At 70.7% G+C, this 18,277-nt stretch carries 18 protein-coding genes; 10 read left to right on the top strand and 8 right to left on the bottom strand.

Features of this window, described 5'->3' with window-relative positions:
* Nucleotides 1-200: 200 nt before the first annotated feature.
* Together ACIBQX_RS09150 and sigJ are read right to left on the bottom strand one after the other, a co-directional pair.
* The gene (locus ACIBQX_RS09150; RefSeq protein WP_397002336.1) at nt 201-1,736 is read right to left on the bottom strand and encodes an aldehyde dehydrogenase family protein; all 1,536 of its coding nucleotides are present in this window, start codon (nt 1,734-1,736) and stop codon (nt 201-203) included.
* Between the two features lie 75 nt (nt 1,737-1,811).
* The gene (gene sigJ / locus ACIBQX_RS09145; protein WP_397002335.1) at nt 1,812-2,747 is read right to left on the bottom strand and encodes an RNA polymerase sigma factor SigJ; all 936 of its coding nucleotides are present in this window, start codon (nt 2,745-2,747) and stop codon (nt 1,812-1,814) included.
* 145 nt (nt 2,748-2,892) lie between these two features.
* Between sigJ and ACIBQX_RS09140 the strand changes: the two genes are divergently transcribed.
* Nucleotides 2,893-3,267: a hypothetical protein gene (locus ACIBQX_RS09140; RefSeq protein ID WP_397002333.1), complete on the top strand. Its 375-nt coding sequence runs from the start codon at nt 2,893-2,895 to the stop codon at nt 3,265-3,267.
* Nucleotides 3,268-3,432: 165 nt separating this feature from the next.
* Nucleotides 3,433-5,058, top strand: a complete 1,626-nt coding sequence (locus tag ACIBQX_RS09135) for an FAD-binding protein (protein ID WP_397002331.1) — start codon at nt 3,433-3,435, stop codon at nt 5,056-5,058.
* A 50-nt stretch (nt 5,059-5,108) separates the two neighbouring features.
* On the opposite strand, the gene ACIBQX_RS09130 is transcribed toward ACIBQX_RS09135, so the two are convergent.
* Both ACIBQX_RS09130 and ACIBQX_RS09125 read right to left on the bottom strand, forming a co-directional pair.
* On the bottom strand, nt 5,109-5,879 hold the full coding sequence (locus ACIBQX_RS09130; protein WP_397002329.1) for an MBL fold metallo-hydrolase: 771 nt from the start codon (nt 5,877-5,879) through the stop codon (nt 5,109-5,111).
* Between the two features lie 23 nt (nt 5,880-5,902).
* Nucleotides 5,903-6,604, bottom strand: coding sequence for an alpha/beta fold hydrolase (locus tag ACIBQX_RS09125; RefSeq protein ID WP_397002327.1), 702 nt, complete (start codon nt 6,602-6,604; stop codon nt 5,903-5,905).
* 115 nt (nt 6,605-6,719) lie between these two features.
* Here ACIBQX_RS09125 and ACIBQX_RS09120 point away from each other — a divergent pair, with 115 nt between their 5' ends.
* From ACIBQX_RS09120 to ACIBQX_RS09110, 3 genes are all read left to right on the top strand, one after another.
* Nucleotides 6,720-7,370, top strand: coding sequence for a GntR family transcriptional regulator (locus tag ACIBQX_RS09120; RefSeq protein ID WP_397002325.1), 651 nt, complete (start codon nt 6,720-6,722; stop codon nt 7,368-7,370).
* Nucleotides 7,371-7,372: 2 nt separating this feature from the next.
* Nucleotides 7,373-8,410 (top strand): 1-aminocyclopropane-1-carboxylate deaminase, encoded by a 1,038-nt coding sequence (locus ACIBQX_RS09115; protein ID WP_397002323.1) that lies wholly within the window; start codon nt 7,373-7,375, stop codon nt 8,408-8,410.
* A 201-nt stretch (nt 8,411-8,611) separates the two neighbouring features.
* Nucleotides 8,612-9,181: a dihydrofolate reductase family protein gene (locus ACIBQX_RS09110; RefSeq protein WP_397002321.1), complete on the top strand. Its 570-nt coding sequence runs from the start codon at nt 8,612-8,614 to the stop codon at nt 9,179-9,181.
* 4 nt (nt 9,182-9,185) lie between these two features.
* On the opposite strand, the gene ACIBQX_RS09105 is transcribed toward ACIBQX_RS09110, so the two are convergent.
* Together ACIBQX_RS09105 and ACIBQX_RS09100 are read right to left on the bottom strand one after the other, a co-directional pair.
* On the bottom strand, nt 9,186-10,175 hold the full coding sequence (locus tag ACIBQX_RS09105) for an LLM class flavin-dependent oxidoreductase (RefSeq protein WP_397002319.1): 990 nt from the start codon (nt 10,173-10,175) through the stop codon (nt 9,186-9,188).
* Nucleotides 10,176-10,242: 67 nt separating this feature from the next.
* The gene (locus tag ACIBQX_RS09100) at nt 10,243-10,707 is read right to left on the bottom strand and encodes an NUDIX hydrolase (protein ID WP_397002317.1); all 465 of its coding nucleotides are present in this window, start codon (nt 10,705-10,707) and stop codon (nt 10,243-10,245) included.
* Between the two features lie 164 nt (nt 10,708-10,871).
* Here ACIBQX_RS09100 and ACIBQX_RS09095 point away from each other — a divergent pair, with 164 nt between their 5' ends.
* From ACIBQX_RS09095 to ACIBQX_RS09085, 3 genes are all read left to right on the top strand, one after another.
* Nucleotides 10,872-11,765: a sulfotransferase family protein gene (locus ACIBQX_RS09095; RefSeq protein WP_397002315.1), complete on the top strand. Its 894-nt coding sequence runs from the start codon at nt 10,872-10,874 to the stop codon at nt 11,763-11,765.
* Nucleotides 11,766-11,859: 94 nt separating this feature from the next.
* The gene (locus ACIBQX_RS09090; RefSeq protein WP_397002313.1) at nt 11,860-13,479 is read left to right on the top strand and encodes an arylsulfatase; all 1,620 of its coding nucleotides are present in this window, start codon (nt 11,860-11,862) and stop codon (nt 13,477-13,479) included.
* A gap of 21 nt (nt 13,480-13,500) precedes the next feature.
* Nucleotides 13,501-13,992, top strand: a complete 492-nt coding sequence (locus ACIBQX_RS09085; protein ID WP_397002311.1) for a MarR family winged helix-turn-helix transcriptional regulator — start codon at nt 13,501-13,503, stop codon at nt 13,990-13,992.
* Here the strand turns inward: ACIBQX_RS09085 and ACIBQX_RS09080 are convergent.
* Nucleotides 13,985-14,380: an STAS domain-containing protein gene (locus ACIBQX_RS09080; protein WP_397002309.1), complete on the bottom strand. Its 396-nt coding sequence runs from the start codon at nt 14,378-14,380 to the stop codon at nt 13,985-13,987. The genes ACIBQX_RS09085 and ACIBQX_RS09080 overlap by 8 nt on opposite strands.
* A gap of 376 nt (nt 14,381-14,756) precedes the next feature.
* Between ACIBQX_RS09080 and ACIBQX_RS09075 the strand changes: the two genes are divergently transcribed.
* Nucleotides 14,757-15,785, top strand: a complete 1,029-nt coding sequence (locus tag ACIBQX_RS09075) for an alpha-hydroxy acid oxidase (RefSeq protein ID WP_397002307.1) — start codon at nt 14,757-14,759, stop codon at nt 15,783-15,785.
* 90 nt (nt 15,786-15,875) lie between these two features.
* On the opposite strand, the gene ACIBQX_RS09070 is transcribed toward ACIBQX_RS09075, so the two are convergent.
* A complete protein-coding gene (locus tag ACIBQX_RS09070; protein ID WP_397003831.1) occupies nt 15,876-16,424 on the bottom strand; it encodes a cupin domain-containing protein in 549 nt (182 codons plus the stop codon).
* A 123-nt stretch (nt 16,425-16,547) separates the two neighbouring features.
* Here ACIBQX_RS09070 and ACIBQX_RS09065 point away from each other — a divergent pair, with 123 nt between their 5' ends.
* On the top strand, nt 16,548-18,191 hold the full coding sequence (locus ACIBQX_RS09065; RefSeq protein ID WP_397002305.1) for an SWIM zinc finger family protein: 1,644 nt from the start codon (nt 16,548-16,550) through the stop codon (nt 18,189-18,191).
* The last annotated feature ends 86 nt before the right edge of the window (nt 18,192-18,277 follow it).

Genomic DNA, 18,277 nt, shown 5'->3' with positions numbered 1-18,277 from the left:
CGTGACGCACTGACGGTACGCATGAGAAAACGCGGGCACCCCCGATGGGGCCCGCGTTTCCTCATGCCCGGAAGGTACGGAGTGTCACGTAGCGACTCCTCTTCGTAACATGGGGCGTCGTCATCGTGACACGGGTCATCCCCGCCGGGAGGGATTTTCTCTCCGGCGGGGTGGCTCCATTCACTCTCGGTATAAGAGAACTAGATCCGGAACCCCATGTCCGGGGTGATGTCGGCGACGTCCATCTGCGCCTTCTGCAGGCGGCCGGAGTGGTCCCAGTTCATCGACTGCCAGCGGGTGAACTGGTCGAGCACCCACATGCCGGACTGGCGGCTGCCGTTGCCCGACTTGCCGTTGCCGCCGAACGGCAGGTGCGCCTCCGCGCCCGACGTGGAGTTGTTGACGCTGACCATGCCCGCCGAGATGCCCTCACGGAAGCGGAAGGCGTGCTTCGGGTCGGTGGTGTAGATGCTGCTCGACAGGCCGTAGCCAGGCAGGTTGGCCAGTTCGATCGCCTCGTCCAGCGACGTGAAGGTCGTCACGCCGACGATCGGGCCGAACGTCTCCTCCAGGAACAGCCGATCCGACGGCCTGACCCCGTCCACCACGACCGGGTGATAGTAGAGCCCGCCCGCGCCGGTGAACGCGCGGCGCGGACTGTCCGCCGTGATCCGGCCGACCGGTCCGGAGACGACCTGGTGGTGCGGCTCGATCCAGGTCAGGTACTCCTCGTACCGGTCGGCGAACTTCTGGTCCAGCAGCGGCCCGGCCAGCACGTCCTGCTCCGGGTCGCCGATCTCGGCCTGCTGCACGGCGCGGGTGAAGCGCTCGGTGAACTCCTGGTGGACGCTCTCGTGCACGATCACCGTGCCCAGGCTGGTGCAGCGCTGGCCGGCGGTGCCGAAACCGGAGAACAGCGCGCCCTCCACCGCCAGGTCGAGCTCCGCGTCCGGCATGATCACCATGGGATTCTTGCCGCCCAGCTCCAGGCAGGGAGACTGCAGGTGACGGCCCGCCAGCTCGCCGATCTTGCTGCCCACGGCGCTGGAGCCGGTGAAGCCGATCTTCTGCACGGTGCCCTCCGTGAGCGCCCGCTCCAGCCCCTCGAACGTCTGGGCCCCGTCCGCGAAGACGAGGTCGAGCACCCCGTCCGGCAGACCGGCGGCCACGAAGATCCGGTAGAGGGCGTGCGCCGAAGCCGCGGCGTACTCGGCGGGCTTCCACACCACCGCGTTGCCGCACAGCAGCGCCGGCACCAGATACCAGGACGGCACCGCCACCGGGAAGTTGCCCGCGGTGATCACCGCCGCCACGCCGACCGGGTTGCGGAAAGTGAACAGGTTCTTGTCCGGCATCTCCGACGGCACCGTCTGGCCGTACAGCCTGCGCCCCTCGCCCAGGAAGAAGTCACACGTGTCGACGATCTCCCGCACCTCGCCCAGCGCCTCGGCGTACGGCTTGCCGATCTCCCGCGTCACCAGCCGGGCCAGGCTCTCGGCGTTGGCCTCGACCAGCCGCCCGATCGAGGCGATCACCCGTCCGCGCACCGGCGCGGGAACCTTGGCCCACTCCCGCTGCGCGTCCTTGGCGGTACGGCAGGCGTCGGCGAACGTGCCGGCGTCGGCCAGCCCCACCTGGGCCACGATCTCGCTGGTGCGAGCGGGGTTGACGGATGCGTACGTGTCCGTAGCGGCGGCGTCCTTGCCACCCACGACGGAAACAATCTGTCGGGTCACCGTTGACCTCCTCATGGTCTCTCCGGACACACCATCATCCTGCCCCCGAAACCCCAACCCCCACAGGCCCGGACCTCACAGTGCGGTCCACGGGCGGAGCTTCTCGGGATTGCGCACCGCCCAGATGCGCTTGATCCGGTCACCCGCGATGTCGAACGCCACCACCATCACGGTGACGCCATCGAGCTGAGCCACCAGGCCGGGCCGGCCGTTGACCGTACGTTCCAGGAGCGCCAGGCCGGGGGCGCGGCCGGCGAGGTCGACGGCGTAGCGCGCGATCTGCTCGCTGCCTTCGACCGGGTGAAGCACGGCGCTGACCAGGCCGCCGCCGTCGGCGGTCGCCGTGGCGTCGGGGGCGAGGAGGCCGATGAGGGCCTCGACGTCCTTGGCTTCCCAGGCCAGCTTGAAGTTTCTGACGACGCCCGCGTTCTGGGCGGTCGCTGTCGCGGGAGCCTGCGCCACGCGGATGCGACGGCGGGCCGAGTAGGCCAGCTGGCGGCATGCCGCCGGTGTCCGGCCGAGGACCGGAGCCACCTCGGTGAAGGCGTAGCGGAAGACGTCGTGCAGGATGAACGCGACGCGCTCGGCCGGGGTCATCGATTCGAGCATGACGAGAAAGGCCATGTCGACCGACTCGTCGAGGGTGACGCGGTCTGCCGGGTCGGCGGCACTCCCGCCCGTCCGGTCGCTGACCCACTCGGCGCGGTCGGGCAGCGGTTCTGGGATCCATTCACCCACGTAGCGCTCCCGCCTGGCGCGTGCCGAGCCGAGCAGGTCCAGGCAGATGCGGCCGGCGACCGTCGTCAGCCAGGCGCCGGGGGATTCGATGGCCTCCTGTTCCGCGCGAGACATGGCGTACCAGCGGGTGTAGGTCTCCTGCACGACATCCTCGGCATCGGCCAGGGAGCTGAGGAGCCGGTAGGCGACATTGATCAGCTGCCGGCGCTCACTCATGATCGCGGGCTGACGCGGGTCGGTCTGGCCGTGCCCTGGCTCGGCTGGGGTGATCATGGTGGCGCCTGCTCCCTTGGTCTCGTCTGCCCTCACCTGTTCGACGAGACAGAAAGGGGGGCCTGTCGCCTGACATTTCAGGCGGTTGTGTCGTCGGGCTGCTGAGACGCTGTCCAGCGTCGCAGACCGTCCTGAGGAGCCGGCCATGTTCTTGCGTGTCGCGATCATCCTGCAAACCGTCGCTCTCTTCACTGCGCCGATCACCGCCGGGCTGCTGCTGTCCTCCCCGGGAGGACGCACCTTGCACAGTGTTTCGGCGTACGGCGTGTTCGCCGCAGCAGTGTTGTCCCTGGTCGTCACCATTCTGGTGTGGCGTCCGGGTGGTGGCTCGTCGAGGCCCATCCTGCCCGCGGCCGGATTCTTCGGGCTCACGCTGGCGCAGATAGCCCTGGGCATCGCGGATGTGAAGACCCTGCACTTCCCCTTGGGCGTGCTGTTGTTCGGCATGAGCGTCCTTCAGCTCCGCCAGGTCTGGACCGCCCGTCGCGCTCACCCGGCCGTCGCAGGTCCGACCAGCTGAGGCCGGGCGTGGAACCGGCCCGGCCCGCGCGCGGGCCCGTACCAGGCCGAAACCGGTGCAGGTACCTCCACCCCAGCTGGGGGACTGGCCCCCTTCTCCGGCCCCGCTCCCGCTTCTAGCGTCGAGACCACAGCATTTCCCGACAAGCGGCAGGGGTTGTGGATCATGAGCGAGGTGACCCGCAGGGGATTCATCGGCGGCACCGCGGCACTCGGTGGGGGCGTGATGACCGCAGGGGTGACGACAGGGGTGGCGGCAGGGGTGACCGCGCCGCCCCAAGGGGCGCCGCCGCTCGGTCCCGTCGTGGTACGGCCCGGCGATCCGCGCTACGAGGACCTGGTCGTACGCAGGACGAACCAGCGATTCCGCCCCGAGCCGGAGTACTTCCACGTGGTCGGCTCCACCGAGCAGGTCGTCAAGGCGGTCGGCGACGCGGTCCGCGCGAACCGGCGCGTCACCGTGCGCAGCGGCGGCCACTGCTACGAGAACTTCGTCGGCGACGGCGCGCAGGTCGTGATCGACCTGTGCGAGATGTCGGAGGTGTACTTCGACAGCGAGCGCGGCGCGTTCGCCATCGAGGCCGGCGCCACCCTGATGGACACCTACCGCAAGCTCTACCTCGGCTGGGGCGTCACCATCCCCGGCGGCCAATGCGGGGGCGTGGCCGCCGGGGGGCACATCGCGGGCGGCGGGTACGGTCCGCTGTCCCGGCGCGACGGCCTGACCGTCGACTACCTGCACGCGGTGGAGGTCGTGGTCGTCGACCGGCGCGGGCGGGCCCAGGCCGTGGTGGCCACCCGGGACCCGGCCGACCCGAACCACGACCTGTGGTGGGCGCACACCGGCGGCGGAGGCGGCAATTTCGGCGTCGTCACCCGCTACTGGATGCGCGACCCCAAGGCCCGGGGCGCCGACCCGGTGACCCTGCTGCCGAAGCCGCCCGCCACCGTGCTGTCCGGCGTCGCGATCTGGTCATGGGACGGGATGACGAAGGAGTCGTTCCGCAGGCTGCTGCGCAACCACGGTGAGTGGCACGAGCGCAACAGCGAGCCGGGCACCCCCGCCACCTCCCTGTGGGGCTCGCTGCTGATCCCCGGCCGCCAGAAGGGCGCCGACCCCGGTGGGATGATCCTCCCCACCCAGGTGGACGCCGGCGTGCCCGGCGCCGAGCAGCTGCTCAAGGACTACTTCGCCGCCGTCGGCGAAGGGGTCACCCCGGCGGCGATCGTGCCGCCGTTCCAGCGCGATCCGTGGTACCACGCGGTCCGTACACTCGGACTCGACGAAGCATCGGAATCCGGCCATTACAAGGGCAAGTCCGCCTACCTCCGCAAGCCCTTCACCGACGAGCAGGCGGACGTCGCCTTCGACCACCTCGGCACCGCCGACGACGTCTCGGCGACCGGCCTGCTGTGGGTCCTGTCGTACGGCGGGCAGGTCAACACGGTGCCCGCGGCGGCGACCGCCACGGTCGAGCGGCAGTCGATCCTCAAGGTCATCCATATGGCCACCTGGGAGCAGAGCCAGGACGGCGAGGCGCAGCTGGCCTGGGTGCGCCGGCTCCACAGCCGGACGTTCGCGAGCACCGGGGGAGTGCCGGTGCCCGGCGGCAACTGCGGCGGGGCCTACATCAACTACCCGGACATCGACCACGCCGACCCGGCGTGGAACACCTCCGGGGTGCCGTGGTCCACCCTTTACTACGGCGACAACTACGCCCGGTTACGGCGGGTGAAGCGGCGGTGGGACCCGCGCGGGGTGTTCCACCACGCGCTGTCGGTGCGGGCGTAAGCCACGGAAGGCCCCACCCAGCCGATCAGTGGCCTGACCGCGGTCCGCGGTCAGGCGCGGTTGCCGAGGTCCAGACGGTCGGCGAGGCCGGCGGCGGTGAAAGAGGCGACCAGTTCGTCGCGCCCCTCGGTGAAGTGCGCCCAGCTGTCGTAGTGGACAGGGACCACCCGCCGGGCGTCGAGGATCTTGGCGGCCTCGGCGGCCTGTGCGCTGTCCAGGACGATCGGCGCGCCGTCGAAGACGACCGGGATGCGGGGAGCTCCGGCGAAGAGGACGGCGGTGTCCACCGGGGCGAAGCGTGCGGCGATCTCCTCGACCAGGTCGAGGGATGCGTTGTCGCCGCTGACGTACACGGTGGGCAGTCCTTCGCCGGTCAGGACGAAGCCGACGACCTGGCCGAGGAACGCCTCGACCAGCTCGCGCGGTCCGGGGCCGTGGAGGGCGGGCACGCCGGTGACGGTGATGACGCCGCCGTCCGGACGGTCCAACCGGACCGATTCCCAGTCGGCCAGGCCCTTGGCCCCGCCCCCGAGACGCTGTCCGGCGCCTGGGGTGGTGAGGGTGAGGGGAACGTCGGCGAGCAGGGCCCGGCCGGAGGTGTCGAGGTTGTCGGGGTGCTCGTCATGGGACAGCAGGACCACGTCGATGCGGCCCAGCTCCGCGGGGGTGATGGCGGAGGGCGCGGTCTTGACCAGCGTGCCACCCGGCGTCGGATAGTCGCCGGGGGCGTCGAAGGTCGGGTCGACGAGGAAGCGCAGGCCCCCGTACTCGAAGAGGGCCGTCGGTCCGCCGAAGGCGTGGACGGGGCTGGTGGCAGGCATACGGAGCCTCCTTAGCGGCGGCGTCAGCCGGTGGTGGCGCGGGCGGCGGCGTCGATGAGCTCGGCGACGGCGTCCGGGCGGGAGACGGTGACGGCGTGGGAGGCGTCGATCTCGACGGTCGTGGACCCTGCCCTCTCGGCCATGTAGCGCATGGCCTCGGCGGGGATGTTGAGGTCCTGAAGGGTGACCATGGTCCAGGAAGGGATGGTCTTCCAGGCCGCCTTGGTCGCCTTGTCCTCCAGCGCGGACGCCGTGATGGGCCGCTGCGTGGCCGCCATCAGCTCGGCCACCTCCGGGGCGACGTCGCCGGCGAAGACCCGGCGGAACTCGTCCTGCTGGATGTACAGATCGGTCCCCGTCGGGAACGGCACCGGGTTGAGCGCGGGGCCGAGCTCGCCGCCCGGGAACTTGGCCGCCAGCTCACCGGTGCTCTCGCCGACCTCGAGGTTGAAGCTGGCGATGTAGACCAGGGCCTTGACCCCGGGCACACCGTCGGCCGCCTCGCTCATCACCGAGCCGCCGTAGGAGTGGCCGGCGATCACGATCGGACCGCTCAGGCTCTGGAGCAGGCTGCGCAGGTACGCCGCGTCCTCCTGCAGACCGCGTAGCGGGTTGGCGATGGCGACGACCGGATAGCCGCGGTGCTTGAGGTCGGCCACGACACCGTTCCAGCTCGCGGACTCGGCGAAGGCGCCATGGACGAGGACGACGGTGGGAGTGGTCATCGGGTGTTCCTTTCGGTAGTGAGGTTCTGAAATGGAATATGCAATATATCGCTGACACTGTCAAGGCTTCCGCGGCCGACTTGAACATTTCCGCAGGTTGTGAGCAATATATTGCATGCCCCTCCCGCAGAACGCGCCGGCGATCGACCGGCGCCTCCTCCGTGACGACGTCTATCACCGGCTACGCGACGCCATCGTCGACGGGAGCCTCGCCCCCGGCGAGCAGTTGCGCGACGCCGAGCTGGCGGCCTGGCTCGGGGTCAGCCGCACTCCGGTCCGCGAGGCGCTGCTGCGTCTCGCGGAGGCCGGGCTGGTCATCGCCCAGCCCGGCCGCTCCACCACGGTGAGTTCGCTGAACGTGCGCGACGTCCGTGAGGCCCGCGACGTTGTGGCGGCGATGCACGAACTCGCCGTCCGTGAAGCGGTGGGCAGCTTCACCGAAGCCCACCTGGACGCGATGCGCGAGGCCAACGACCGGTTCCGTGCGGCGATCGAGCGGGGCGACGTCGAGGCGGCCCTGCGCGCCGACGACGACCTGCACGGCATCCCCGTGACGGTGGCGTCGAACCGGGCCCTGACCTCGGTCCTCGACCAGTTCACGCCGGTGGTGCGACGCGCCGAGCGGCTGCGCTTCTCGTCGCTGGGCGGACGTGCGTCCCTAGCCCGGCACGACGACCTGATCCGGCTCTGTGCCGCCGGAGACGCGGAACAGGCGGCCGCGGTCGCCTTCGACACCTGGCGCACGCTGCCCGCAACCGAGGTATGACCATGACCCTGTCCGACTTCCCCCGCCACCCGCTGACCTTCGGGCCGAGCCCCGTCCACCCACTGCCGCGCCTCACCCGGCATCTCGGCGGCGCGTCCGTCTGGGCGAAGCGCGAGGACTGCAACTCCGGGCTCGCGTACGGCGGCAACAAGACCCGCAAACTTGAGTACATCGTCCCCGACGCGCTCGCCCAGGGCGCCGACACACTGGTGTCGATCGGCGGCTACCAGTCCAACCACACCCGCCAGGTCGCCGCCGTCGCCGCGTCGCTGGGCCTGAAGGCGGTGCTGGTGCAGGAGAACTGGGTCGACTGGCCGGACTGCGTCAACGACCGGGTCGGCAACATCATGCTCAGCCGGATCATGGGCGCCGAGGTCCGGCTCGACCCGGCCGGCTTCGGCATCGGCTTCAAGGATTCGTGGACACGGGCGATCGAGGACGTGAAGGCGCGCGGCGGCACGCCGTACCCGATCCCGGCGGGCGCCTCCGACCACCGGCTCGGCGGGCTCGGCTTCGCGAACTGGGCGTACGAGGTGGAGCGGCAGGAACGCGAGCTGGGCGTCTTCTTCGACACCATCGTGGTCTGCGCGGTCACCGGCTCGACCCAGGCCGGCATGATCGCCGGATTCGCCGCACTTGAGGAGGCCGGCGGCCGGCCGCGCCGGGTGATCGGCATCGACGCCAGCGCGAAACTGGAGGAGACCCGCGACCAGGTCACCCGCATCGCGACGGCCACGGCCGAGCTCATCGGCGTCGACCGGCCCCTGCGGGGCGAGGAGACCACGATCCTGGACGGGTGGGCGGGCGACCTGTACGGCATCCCGGTGCAGTCCACCTTGGACGCGATCCGGCTCACCGGCGAGCTCGAAGGCGTGATCATCGACCCGGTCTACGAGGGCAAGTCGATGGCCGGTCTGATCGACCTCGTCACCAGCGGGGAGATCCCGCGTGACGCCACCGTCCTGTACGCCCACCTGGGCGGCCAGCCGGCGCTGAACGCCTACAGCGGCCTGTTCCCCCATACGCAGCGGGTGACTTGACCCCGTGGGTCATCCGCGCTGGCCCACGACGTGGACATGGTCGTCTCGGAGGTGGTCGCCCATGCGGTCGTGCACGCGAAATCACCCGACCGGTGGCGCCGTCACCCCCGCAGCGGAGGGCAAGACCCGCGGGAGACGGAATGTCGGTGGCACCTGGCAGCATCGGCCTCGAGATCGAGATCAGCCGGCAGGAGGCCACGTATGCGCGACACCGAGCGGCAGGCCGCGGGCGCGAAGGTGCTCTGGCACTTCACGATGTCCCTGGACGGATTCGTGGCGGGGCCCGACCACGCGATGGACTGGATGGCCGGGATCTCGCACCGTCCGGGCCTGGTGGACGAGTACGTGGAGACCACGGGCGCCGTGCTGGGCGGCCGGACCGGCTGGGACCATTCCCCGGACGCGGGCGCCATCTACGGCAGCGCCTGGGACGGGCCGGTCTTCGTGCTCACCCACCACCCCGAGGACGCGACACCCGGCGCCGGGGTCACGTTCCTGAGCTGCGACCCGGCCGAGGCGGTGCGGATCGGGCTGGCGGCGGCCGGCGGCAAGAACCTCGAGGTGTTCTCGCCGACCATCGGCCGTCAGCTCCTCGCCCTGGGACTCATCGACGAGATCGACCTGCACATCGCACCGGTCCTGCTCGGCGACGGCATCCGGCTGTACGACAATCCCGGCGGCGAGCCGATCCGCCTCCACCAGGTCGGCGAAGGCGACCCCACGGCGGTCGTCAACGTACGGTACCGGCCCGCCACGACGGCGGCCCCCTGATATCTCAGGCGGGGATGAGGCCGCGGACGTCCGCCAGCAGCTCGAAGGAGCGCAGCCAGGCCTGCCGGTCGGTGGCGGGGGAGGCGACGATCAGCTCGTCGGCCTGGGCGTGCTTGGCGAAGTCGTCCAGATAGTCCTTCACCTCGGCCGGGGTGCCGATGGCCGAGTACTTGGTCATCTGCAGGATCTGCTGGCCTCCAGGGGAGCGCAGGATCTCGTCCGCCTCCTCCGGCGTGAACGTCCGGCCGCGGCCGACGAACAGGCCGACCCTGGACCGCTTCGCGGCCAGGAACTGCTCCTCCGCCGCGTCCTTGGTGTCCGCGGCGATGACGTTCACGCCGGCGATCACGTACGGACGGTCCAGCTGCGCCGACGGCTTGAAGTCGCGCCGGTAGAGCGCGACGGCCTCCTCCAGCGCGTTCGGCGCGAAGTGGGAGGCGAAGGCGTAGGGGAGCCCCAGCATGGCGGCGAGCTGAGCCCCGAACAGGGAGGAGCCGAGGATGTAGAGCGGCACGTTGGTGCCCTTGCCGGGGGTCGCGTCGACGCCCGGGATCCGGGTCTCGCCGGTGAGGTAGCCCTGCAGCTCCAGCACGTCCTGCGGGAAGGTGTCGGCGGAGGAGGGGTTGCGGCGCATGGCGCGCATGGTCGCCTGGTCGCTGCCGGGGGCCCGGCCGAGGCCGAGGTCGATGCGTCCGGGATGCAGCGTTTCGAGGGTGCCGTACTGCTCGGCGATGGTCAGCGGGGCGTGGTTGGGCAGCATCACGCCGCCGGCGCCGAGCCGGATCTTCTGCGTGTGCGCGGCCACGTGCGCAATCAGCACGCTGGTCGCCGAGGAGGCGATCACCGGCATGTTGTGGTGCTCGGCGTACCAGATCCGCTCGAAGCCCCAGCCTTCGGCGCGCTGCGCCAGCGTGACGCTGGCGGCCAGACTGTCGCTCACCGTCTCGCCCTCGCCGATGTGCGCCAGATCGAGAATGGAGAGAGGGAGAGCCATGGACACGCCTTTCACACGGGGACCCGGATCGTACTTGTATGCAGGTGCAACCATCGCGGCGGCCGGGTTATTTCACCCTGTTCGGCAGCTTTCCGTCGCGCGGCCGGAGAAGGTGGAGCTCCAGGCCGACGTCCACCAGGTCCACTCGATCGAGGCCGATGATCTCGTCGAGGTTCACCCACGCGGCCAAGTCGGTGCTGCCGCCGACCTCGTTCCGCAGGGTGCCGCCGACGACCCGGGTCGCGTAGACGACCCGGAGCCCGTGGAAGTCGGCCTCGACGCCGGGGCCGCGGGGGAGGCGGCGGCGGACGGTGTGCAGGCCGAGCAGGGTCTCGACCTCGACGATGTAGCCGGTCTCCTCCTCCACTTCGCGGACCGCCGCGTCGACGGTGTCCTCGGCGTGGTCGACACCGCCGCCGGGTAGCGTCCAGCGCGACCCCTCGGGCCCGACCCACCGGGCGAGCAGCACCTTCCCATCGTCCACGCAGACCGCGTACGCGGCGACTCTGAGCTCTTTGCTGATCTCCGTCACACCGGCCAGATCTATCACTCTTCCTCGCTCTGTGTCTTTTCCACGGACTTGTGTAGCTTGTCCAGCGACGTAGGCATCCAGAAGCGAGAATGAGATGGCGCACGCACGGTTTTCACAGGGCGGGTTTACCGGGGGTTCACCGGTAGAGCCTACGTTTGCGGGCCATGAGCTGGAAGTACAAGGCCAACGCGACGCTTGAGGGACTGACCGGTTACACGCTGACGCGGGCCGGCCGGGTGACGAAGGCTCCGCCCAAGCCCGCCCCGCCCAAGCCGGCGCCCGAGCTCGTACGGCTTCCGGGCGACGAGGTGCGCCCGCCGGTGGATCCGGTTCACGACCGGCTGCTGCACAGGCCGGTCTTCCTGCTCTCCTCGGTGCGCTCGGGCTCGACCCTGCTGCGCGTCATGCTGAACACCCACTCCCGGATCCACTCGCCGATCGAGACGCACTTCCGCCGCATGACCGTGGGGCTTCCGACGGATCCCGTACGCCAGGCCATGGAGCTGCTCGGCCACACCCACAGCGACCTCGAGCACCTCGTGTGGGACCGGATGCTGCACCGGGAGCTGTCCCGCAGCGGCAAGCCGGTGCTCGTGGAGAAGACGCCGAGCAACGTGTTCGCCTGGCGGCGGCTGGCCACCTGCTGGCCGGACGCGCGCTTCATCTTCCTGCTACGGCATCCCATGTCGATCGTGCAGTCGTGGCACGAGGCCGACCCGGAGAAGCGGCCGATGGAGGAGGCGGTGCCGCGCACTCTCAGTTACATGACATATCTGCAGGAGGCCCGCACCCACCTGCAGGGGGTGACCATCAGGTACGAGGATCTGGTGGCCGAGCCGGAGGCGGAGCTGCGGCGGCTGTGCGCGTTCCTGGAGGTGGAGTGGGAGCCGTCGATGCTGAACTACGGCGAGAAGGACCACGGAGGTTTCGTCAAAGGCGTAGGTGACTGGCGCGACAAGATCCGTAGCGGTACGGTCGTCGCTGGCCGCCCGCTGCCGTCAGGCGACGAGCTGCCTCCTGAGCTCAGGGAGATCTGCATGTTGTGGGACTACCGCTGAGTCAGGACTTCCGTCACCATGACTCCGGCAGTGTTCGCCTGCCGTTCTCCGGTGGTTCCCCTGCCGATCTCTTGTTGCCTTGAAGGTGTCCTGCATGATCGACGCGCCGTCGCGCCGTACCCTCCTGACGGGTGCCCTCGCGGGTATGACCCTGCCGTCCGCGGCCTCGCCCGCGCGGGCCGCCGCCTTCCCCGCGCGGCTCAACTTCGTCGTCATCCTCGCCGACGACCTGGGCTGGGGCGAGATCGGCAGCCAGGGGCAGCGGATGATCGCCACCCCCAACCTGGACAAGCTGGCCGCCGAGGGGGTGCGGTTCGAGGCCGCCTACTCGGGGGCGCCGCTGTGCGCGCCGTCGCGGTGCTCGTTGCTGACCGGGCTGCACGCCGGGCACGCGACGGTGCGCGAGAACCCTGAGGGCGGGGCGCAGCGCTCGTTGACCGAGGCCGACCTGACCTTCGGAGAGCTGCTCCAGCTGGCCGGATACCGGACGGCGTGCATCGGCAAGTGGGGCTTCGGGCCGGAGAAGGCGGGGCAGGCGTCCCATCCGAATGAGCGTGGCTTCAGCGAATTTTTCGGATATATCGGTCATCGCCATGCGCATCAGTACTATCCCGAGTACCTCTGGCACAACGACACCCCGGTGCCGCTCGCGCGGGAGGCGTACGCGCCCGACCTGTTCCTGGAACGGGCCGTCGACTTCATCAAGCAGCCGTCCGACCAGCCCTTCCTGCTCTACTACGCGACCAACCTGCCGCACTCGCCCAGTGTGATCCCCGGTGGCGCCGGTCAATACGCCCGCAAGCCCTGGACCCGGGCGAACCGCGGGCACGCCGCGCAGGTCACCCGGCTGGACACCGACGTGGCCAAGATCGTGCGGGCGCTGCGCGAGGCGGACGTCGCCGAGGACACGCTCGTGCTGTTCACCAGCGACAACGGGCCGCACCGGGAGAGGGGCGTGACGCCCTGGCTGTTCGACTCCAACGGCCCCTTACGCGCGGACAAGCGAGACCTGTACGAAGGCGGCATCCGGGTGCCCCTGATCGCGTGGTCGCCGAAGCTGCGCCCGCGTGTGGAGAAGCGGCCGGTGGCGCTCTACGACATCCTGCCGACCCTCGCCGAACTGGCGGAGGTGCCGGTGCCGGACCGGATCGACGGCCTGTCGTTCCGGCGGCTGCTCAACGGCCGGTCCGCGCCCCGGCACGACCATCTGGTGTGGAACCGGCCGCGCAAGGCCCAGGCGATCCGGCGCGGGCGGTGGAAGGCGATCAGGTTCGCGCCCGGCATCGCGGGCGCCGGGCCCGAAGGGCGGGTGGAGCTGTACGACCTGGCCACCGACCTCGGGGAGCAGCGCGACCTGGCGCAGCGCAGGCCGGAGCTGGCCACGGAGTTGATGACGCTGCTCGACGAGGCGATCGGACCCGACCCGCGCAGGCCGTACGGGCTGAAGGTGATGGGCGCGGCCGACGAGGTCACGGTGACGCTGGTCAACGGGTCGGCGGAGCCGTGGCGGCGGGTCAGGCTGGGCCTGGACCTGGCGCAGGGGCGCAGGCTGGCGGCGCGGGACGAGGTGGCGACGCTCCTGCCGGGGGAGGAGTGCAGCGCCGTCTTCCGGGTCAGCGGCGACAGGCCGGTCACGGCTTCGGCCGCCTTCCGGGCGGACGGCAGGCGGCACACCTTCCGCCGCCGTGCCCGGGTGGAGCGCGCGCTCATGTGAGAGCCGGGTAGAACAGTGCATATGCCAGAACAGGCGAACGACCTATCGGCGGTCATTTCGGCCGTGCTGACCGGGACCAGGATGCTCGTCGGCATCGCCGCCCGCTCCCTGGCCGCGGTCGAGGACCGGGTCACGCTGCCGCAGTTCAGGATGCTGGTGGTGCTGGCCGGCCACGGCGAGACCAAGCTCGTCACGCTGGCCGACGTGCTCAACGTCAACTCCTCCACCGCCATGCGGATGGCCGGCAGGCTCGCCGCGGCCGAGCTGATCGTGCGGGAGGTCAACCCGGACAACCGCCGCGAGAGCCTGATCCGCCTGACCGGGGAGGGGCAGCGGATCGTGGACGAGGTGACCGCCCGGCGCAGGCAGGAGATCGGCATGATCGTCTCACGCCTGTCCCCCGAGCAGTGCCGCGCGCTGGTCGAGGCGATGAACGCCTTCAACGAGGCGGGCGGCGAGCCGTCTGAGAGCGGCCTGAACCCGTTCGGCTGGCCTGACGACCGGTCTAGCTGACGACCGGCTCGGGCAGGGCCACGACCGCTTCTTGGACGGTGTCATAGGTCTGGAACCGCCTGTTGAGCCCGGTGACGTTGAGCACCCGCTTGATCCGCGGGTGCACCTCGCACAGGACCAGGGTGCCGCCTGCGGCCTCGGCGCCGCCCAGGGCCGCGAGCAACTCGCTGAGGCCCGAGGAGTCGCAGAAGGCGACGGCTTTGAGGTCGACGACGACCCTTGGTGGCACGGTGCTCGCGATGGCCTCGGCCATGCAGTGGCGAAGCTCCGCCGCCGTGGCGAGGTCGAGCTCACCCGACAGGCTGAGAACCGCTGCACCGCTGTGCGGGGTAATGATCCAGGAGAAGCCGGCCTGCACGTCTCCGCCCTCCAAAGTGTGACATTTCACCCGGGTTCATCATTGCATAGTGCAATGAATTGGTGCAGTACCCAAAATTGCCGGGATACATGCGCCAAGTTCCGCGAATCTCTCCGCTGCGCATCAACCGTATTACTCACAGCGACGAGGAGGAAGCATGAACGAGATTCTGTTTCCCGATCCGGTCCGTGACATCCTGCCGGGCTCCACCGACCGGCCGGCGTTCCAGGACGCGCGAGGGCCACTCTATGGTCACCTTCGCCTGCGCGCGCCGGGACAAGGTCGTCGAGCTCGCTTACGATCGGATCATCGCCCGGATGGACCCCCGCCGGCGGTGACCGCGTGCCGCAGCCGCCCTTCGACGACCGCTTCCCCGATCCGACCGAGCCTTCTTCGAGGAGACGGATTGCACCTTTTCAACCTGCGCGACTTCCAGGATGTGGCGCGCGAGAAGCTCGACCCGGTCTACTACGACTACTTCGCCAGCGGAGCCCACGACGAGCTCACGGTCCAGGCGAACGAGGCCGCGTTCAAGCGGCTGTCGCTGGTGCCCCGGGTCCTGCGCGGCGTCGGGAAGCCCGACCTCGGCGTCACCGTGCTCGGCCAGCAGGCGTCGATGCCCGTGCTGCTGGCGCCGACCGCCTTCCACCGGCTGGCGCACCCGGCCGGTGAGACGGAGACGGCCAGGGCCGCCGCCGAGTCCGGCGTGATCATGATGGTGGCGATGCTCTCGACGGTCGCCGTCGAGGAGGTCGCCGCCACCGGCGCGACGCTGTGGTTCCAGCTCTACATCCAGCCCGACCTGGGCTACACCGAGTCTCTCGTACGGCGCGCGGAGGCGGCCGGGTGCAAGGCGCTGGTCATCACCGTCGACTCGCCGGCCCTGGGCATGAACGAGCGGAAGGACCGCCACGACTTCCACGACCTGCCCCCGGGCATGTCCTGCGCCAACCTCCGCGACGGAGACGTACGGCAGGTCGTCCTTTCTCCTGATTTCTCGTGGAAGGACATCGACTGGCTGCGCGGGATCACCTCGCTGCCGATCGTGCTCAAAGGCATCCTGCACCCCGCCGACGCCACCCTCGCGGTCGAGCACGGCGCCTCCGCCGTCATCGTGTCCAACCACGGCGGCCGCCAGCTCGACACCATGCCGCCGACCATCGACCGCCTCCCGCTGATCGCCGACGCGGTCCGCGGGCAGGTGCCCCTGCTGCTCGACGGCGGTGTACGGCGCGGCACCGACGTGGTCAAGGCGCTGGCGCTCGGGGCCCAGGCGGTGGCCATCGGGCGGCCGGTGATGTGGGGCCTGTCGGTGGCCGGCGCGGAAGGCGTGACCAAGGTGCTGTCCCTGCTGCGCGCGGAGCTGGTCAACGCCCTCACCCTGTGCGGCGTCGCCGATCCCGGCGCGGTGCCCCGGGAACTGGTGGTGCCGTGAACGTGACCGGGTGACCGCTCAGGCGTCAGTGCTCGGTCATGCGTACGTGTCCGGTCAGGCGACAGCGTCCGGTCAGGCGTACGTGTCCGGTCAGGCGTCAGGTACGGCTGTGAAGTCGGCGAAGTCGAAGCCCGGCGAGACCACGCAGCTCACCAGCACCTCCTCGTCGCCCGCCGGCCTGGCCGACTGCCACACGCCGCCCGGGACCACCGCCTGCGGGATCTGCCCCTCCTCGACCAGCGGCCCCAGGACCACGTCCCGCTCGCCGATGGTCAGGCTCAGCGGCCCGCCCCGGTGCCACAGCCACACCTCGTCCGAACGCACCAGGTGGGGCACCGACTCCTCGCCGGGCCGCAGCAGGAAGTAGATGCCGGTGGCGCTCGCCCGTGGGCCGCCGTAGCCGTCCGGCACGAACGACACCGCGGACCGCCAGGTCTCCCTGAACCAGCCGCCCTCGGGATGCGGGAACAGGTCCAGCGCGTCGGCGATCGGCGGGCGCTCGACGAAGGCGACCGGCGCCCCGGTGACGTCACGCCGCAGGAACCGGGTGCCGTCGAGGACCAGCTGCCCTTCCAGGTCGCACGCCAGCGCCTCGGCCTCGTCGGCGACCTCGACCGTCGGACCCTCGGGATAGATCATCAATTCCACCCGGCGATTGTACGGTCCCCGGGGATTCGCGCGGCGGGCGCGGAGGTTTCGGGGCGGTGGCGGGTGCGTCGGCAGGGACGCGAAATGTCGGTGCGCGTGACTAGTGTGCTTCAAGTGATCGAACGGTGGAGCCGTGATCAGGTCCTCGCCCTCGCCCCCGACGCGCCCTCCAAGAAGGCGGCCCAGGGCGTGGCGACACCAGGTAAATGGTCGTTACGCGGCACGACAGGCGATGTGGTGTTCGGCGAGTGCAAGGGCAGCGGCGCCAAGCCCTACCTGGCGGCCGTGGACCTGACCGAGCCCGCCTACCGGTGCTCCTGCCCCAGCCGCAAGTTCCCCTGCAAACACGCGCTCGGGCTGCTGCTGCTGTGGTCGGCCGAGGGCGTGGCCGAGGTGGAGGCGGTCCCGTCGTGGGTGGCGGAGTGGCTCGCCCAACGCGCCGACCGCGCCGCCAAGTCAGCCGCCCGCGTGGAAGCCGCCCGAGCCGCGTCCGCCGCCGAGAATCCGGACGGCGCAGCGGGCTCGGAAGCGGAGGGCGCAGCGGGTTCGAAGGCCGGTTCGGGTGCGGACGGCGCAGAGGGCTTGGACGCGGGTTCGGGTGCGGACGGCGCAGAGGGCTTGGACGCGGGTTCGGGTGCGGGCGGTCCTGCGGGTTCAGGCAGTGGTTCCGGTCTGGGCGGTCCTGCGGGTTCAGGCGGTGGTTCCGGTCTGGGCGGTGCCGTGGGCGGGCGGGCCGCGGGCGCGGAGTCCGTACGGCATACGCGCGTGGCGGCGGGGTTGGCCGAGTTGGAGCGCTGGCTGGCGGACCAGGTGCGGCAGGGCCTGTCGGGTGCGGCGGAAGATGACTGGGCCGGGCTGGCCAAGCGGCTCATCGACGCGCAGGCGCCCGGGGTGGCGGGCATCGTGTCGCGGCTGGCGCGGGTGCGGGCCGTGGACGGCTGGCCAGGGCGACTCCTGGAGGAGTACTCCCTGCTCCACCTCCTCGCGGTCGCCTACAGGCAGCGCGCCGAACTCCCCGCCGACCTGGCCCAGACGGTTCTGATGCGCGTCGGGTTCCCGGTCACGCGCGAGGAGGTGCTGGCCGGCCCGGTGACGCGCGACCGGTGGGACGTGCTCGGCAGCCGCGACGAGGAGCAGGACCGGCTCGCCGCCCGCCGCGTATGGCTGCGGGGCCGCCGTACGGGCCGGGCGGCGCTCATCCTGTCGTTCGCCCCACCCGGCCAGGCCCTGGACGCTTCCCTGGTCACGGGCACCACCATCGACGCCGACCTCGCCTTCTACCCAGGCGCCTCCCCCTTGCGTGCCCTGGTGGCCACCCGCCACCGAGCCACCGACCCGACCACCCCTACCGCCACCCACGGCGGTGTGCGCGGCGTCGCCGGCGATGCCGGCGGCAGTGCGGAGAGGGGTGGCCATGGCTTTGCCGGTGGTGGTTCGGGGGATGGCGCCGCTCGGGGCGGTGCGGGGGTCGCCGAGGGCAGGGTGCCGCCTGGGGCCACTCCTGAGGAGGCGATGGAGGAGATCGGCGCCGTCCTGGCGGGGGACCCGTGGGCCGATTCGTGGCCGATCGTCCTGGCCGGTGTCGTACCCGAGGAGACCTCACTCGGGGGCTTCCCGCTGCACCCGCGCAGGGGCGACATCTGGCGGCTGCTCGCCGTGTCCGGCGGCCGGCCCCTGACGGTGGCCGCCGAATGGACCCCGCAAGGCATCCGGCCCCTGACCACCTGGGACGAGGACGAGGCGACGGTGATCCTGTGAGCTGGGCTGACGACGAGGCGATGGTGACCCGGTGAGCTGGTACGACGACGAAGCGAGGTGACCCGGTGAGCTGGGCTGACGATGAG

The organism is Nonomuraea sp. NPDC049714, from assembly GCF_044465295.1.
Lineage (GTDB): Bacteria > Actinomycetota > Actinomycetes > Streptosporangiales > Streptosporangiaceae > Nonomuraea.
The sequence above is the reverse complement of the archived record's forward strand: the minus strand, read 5'-3'. Positions and strand labels throughout refer to the sequence as shown.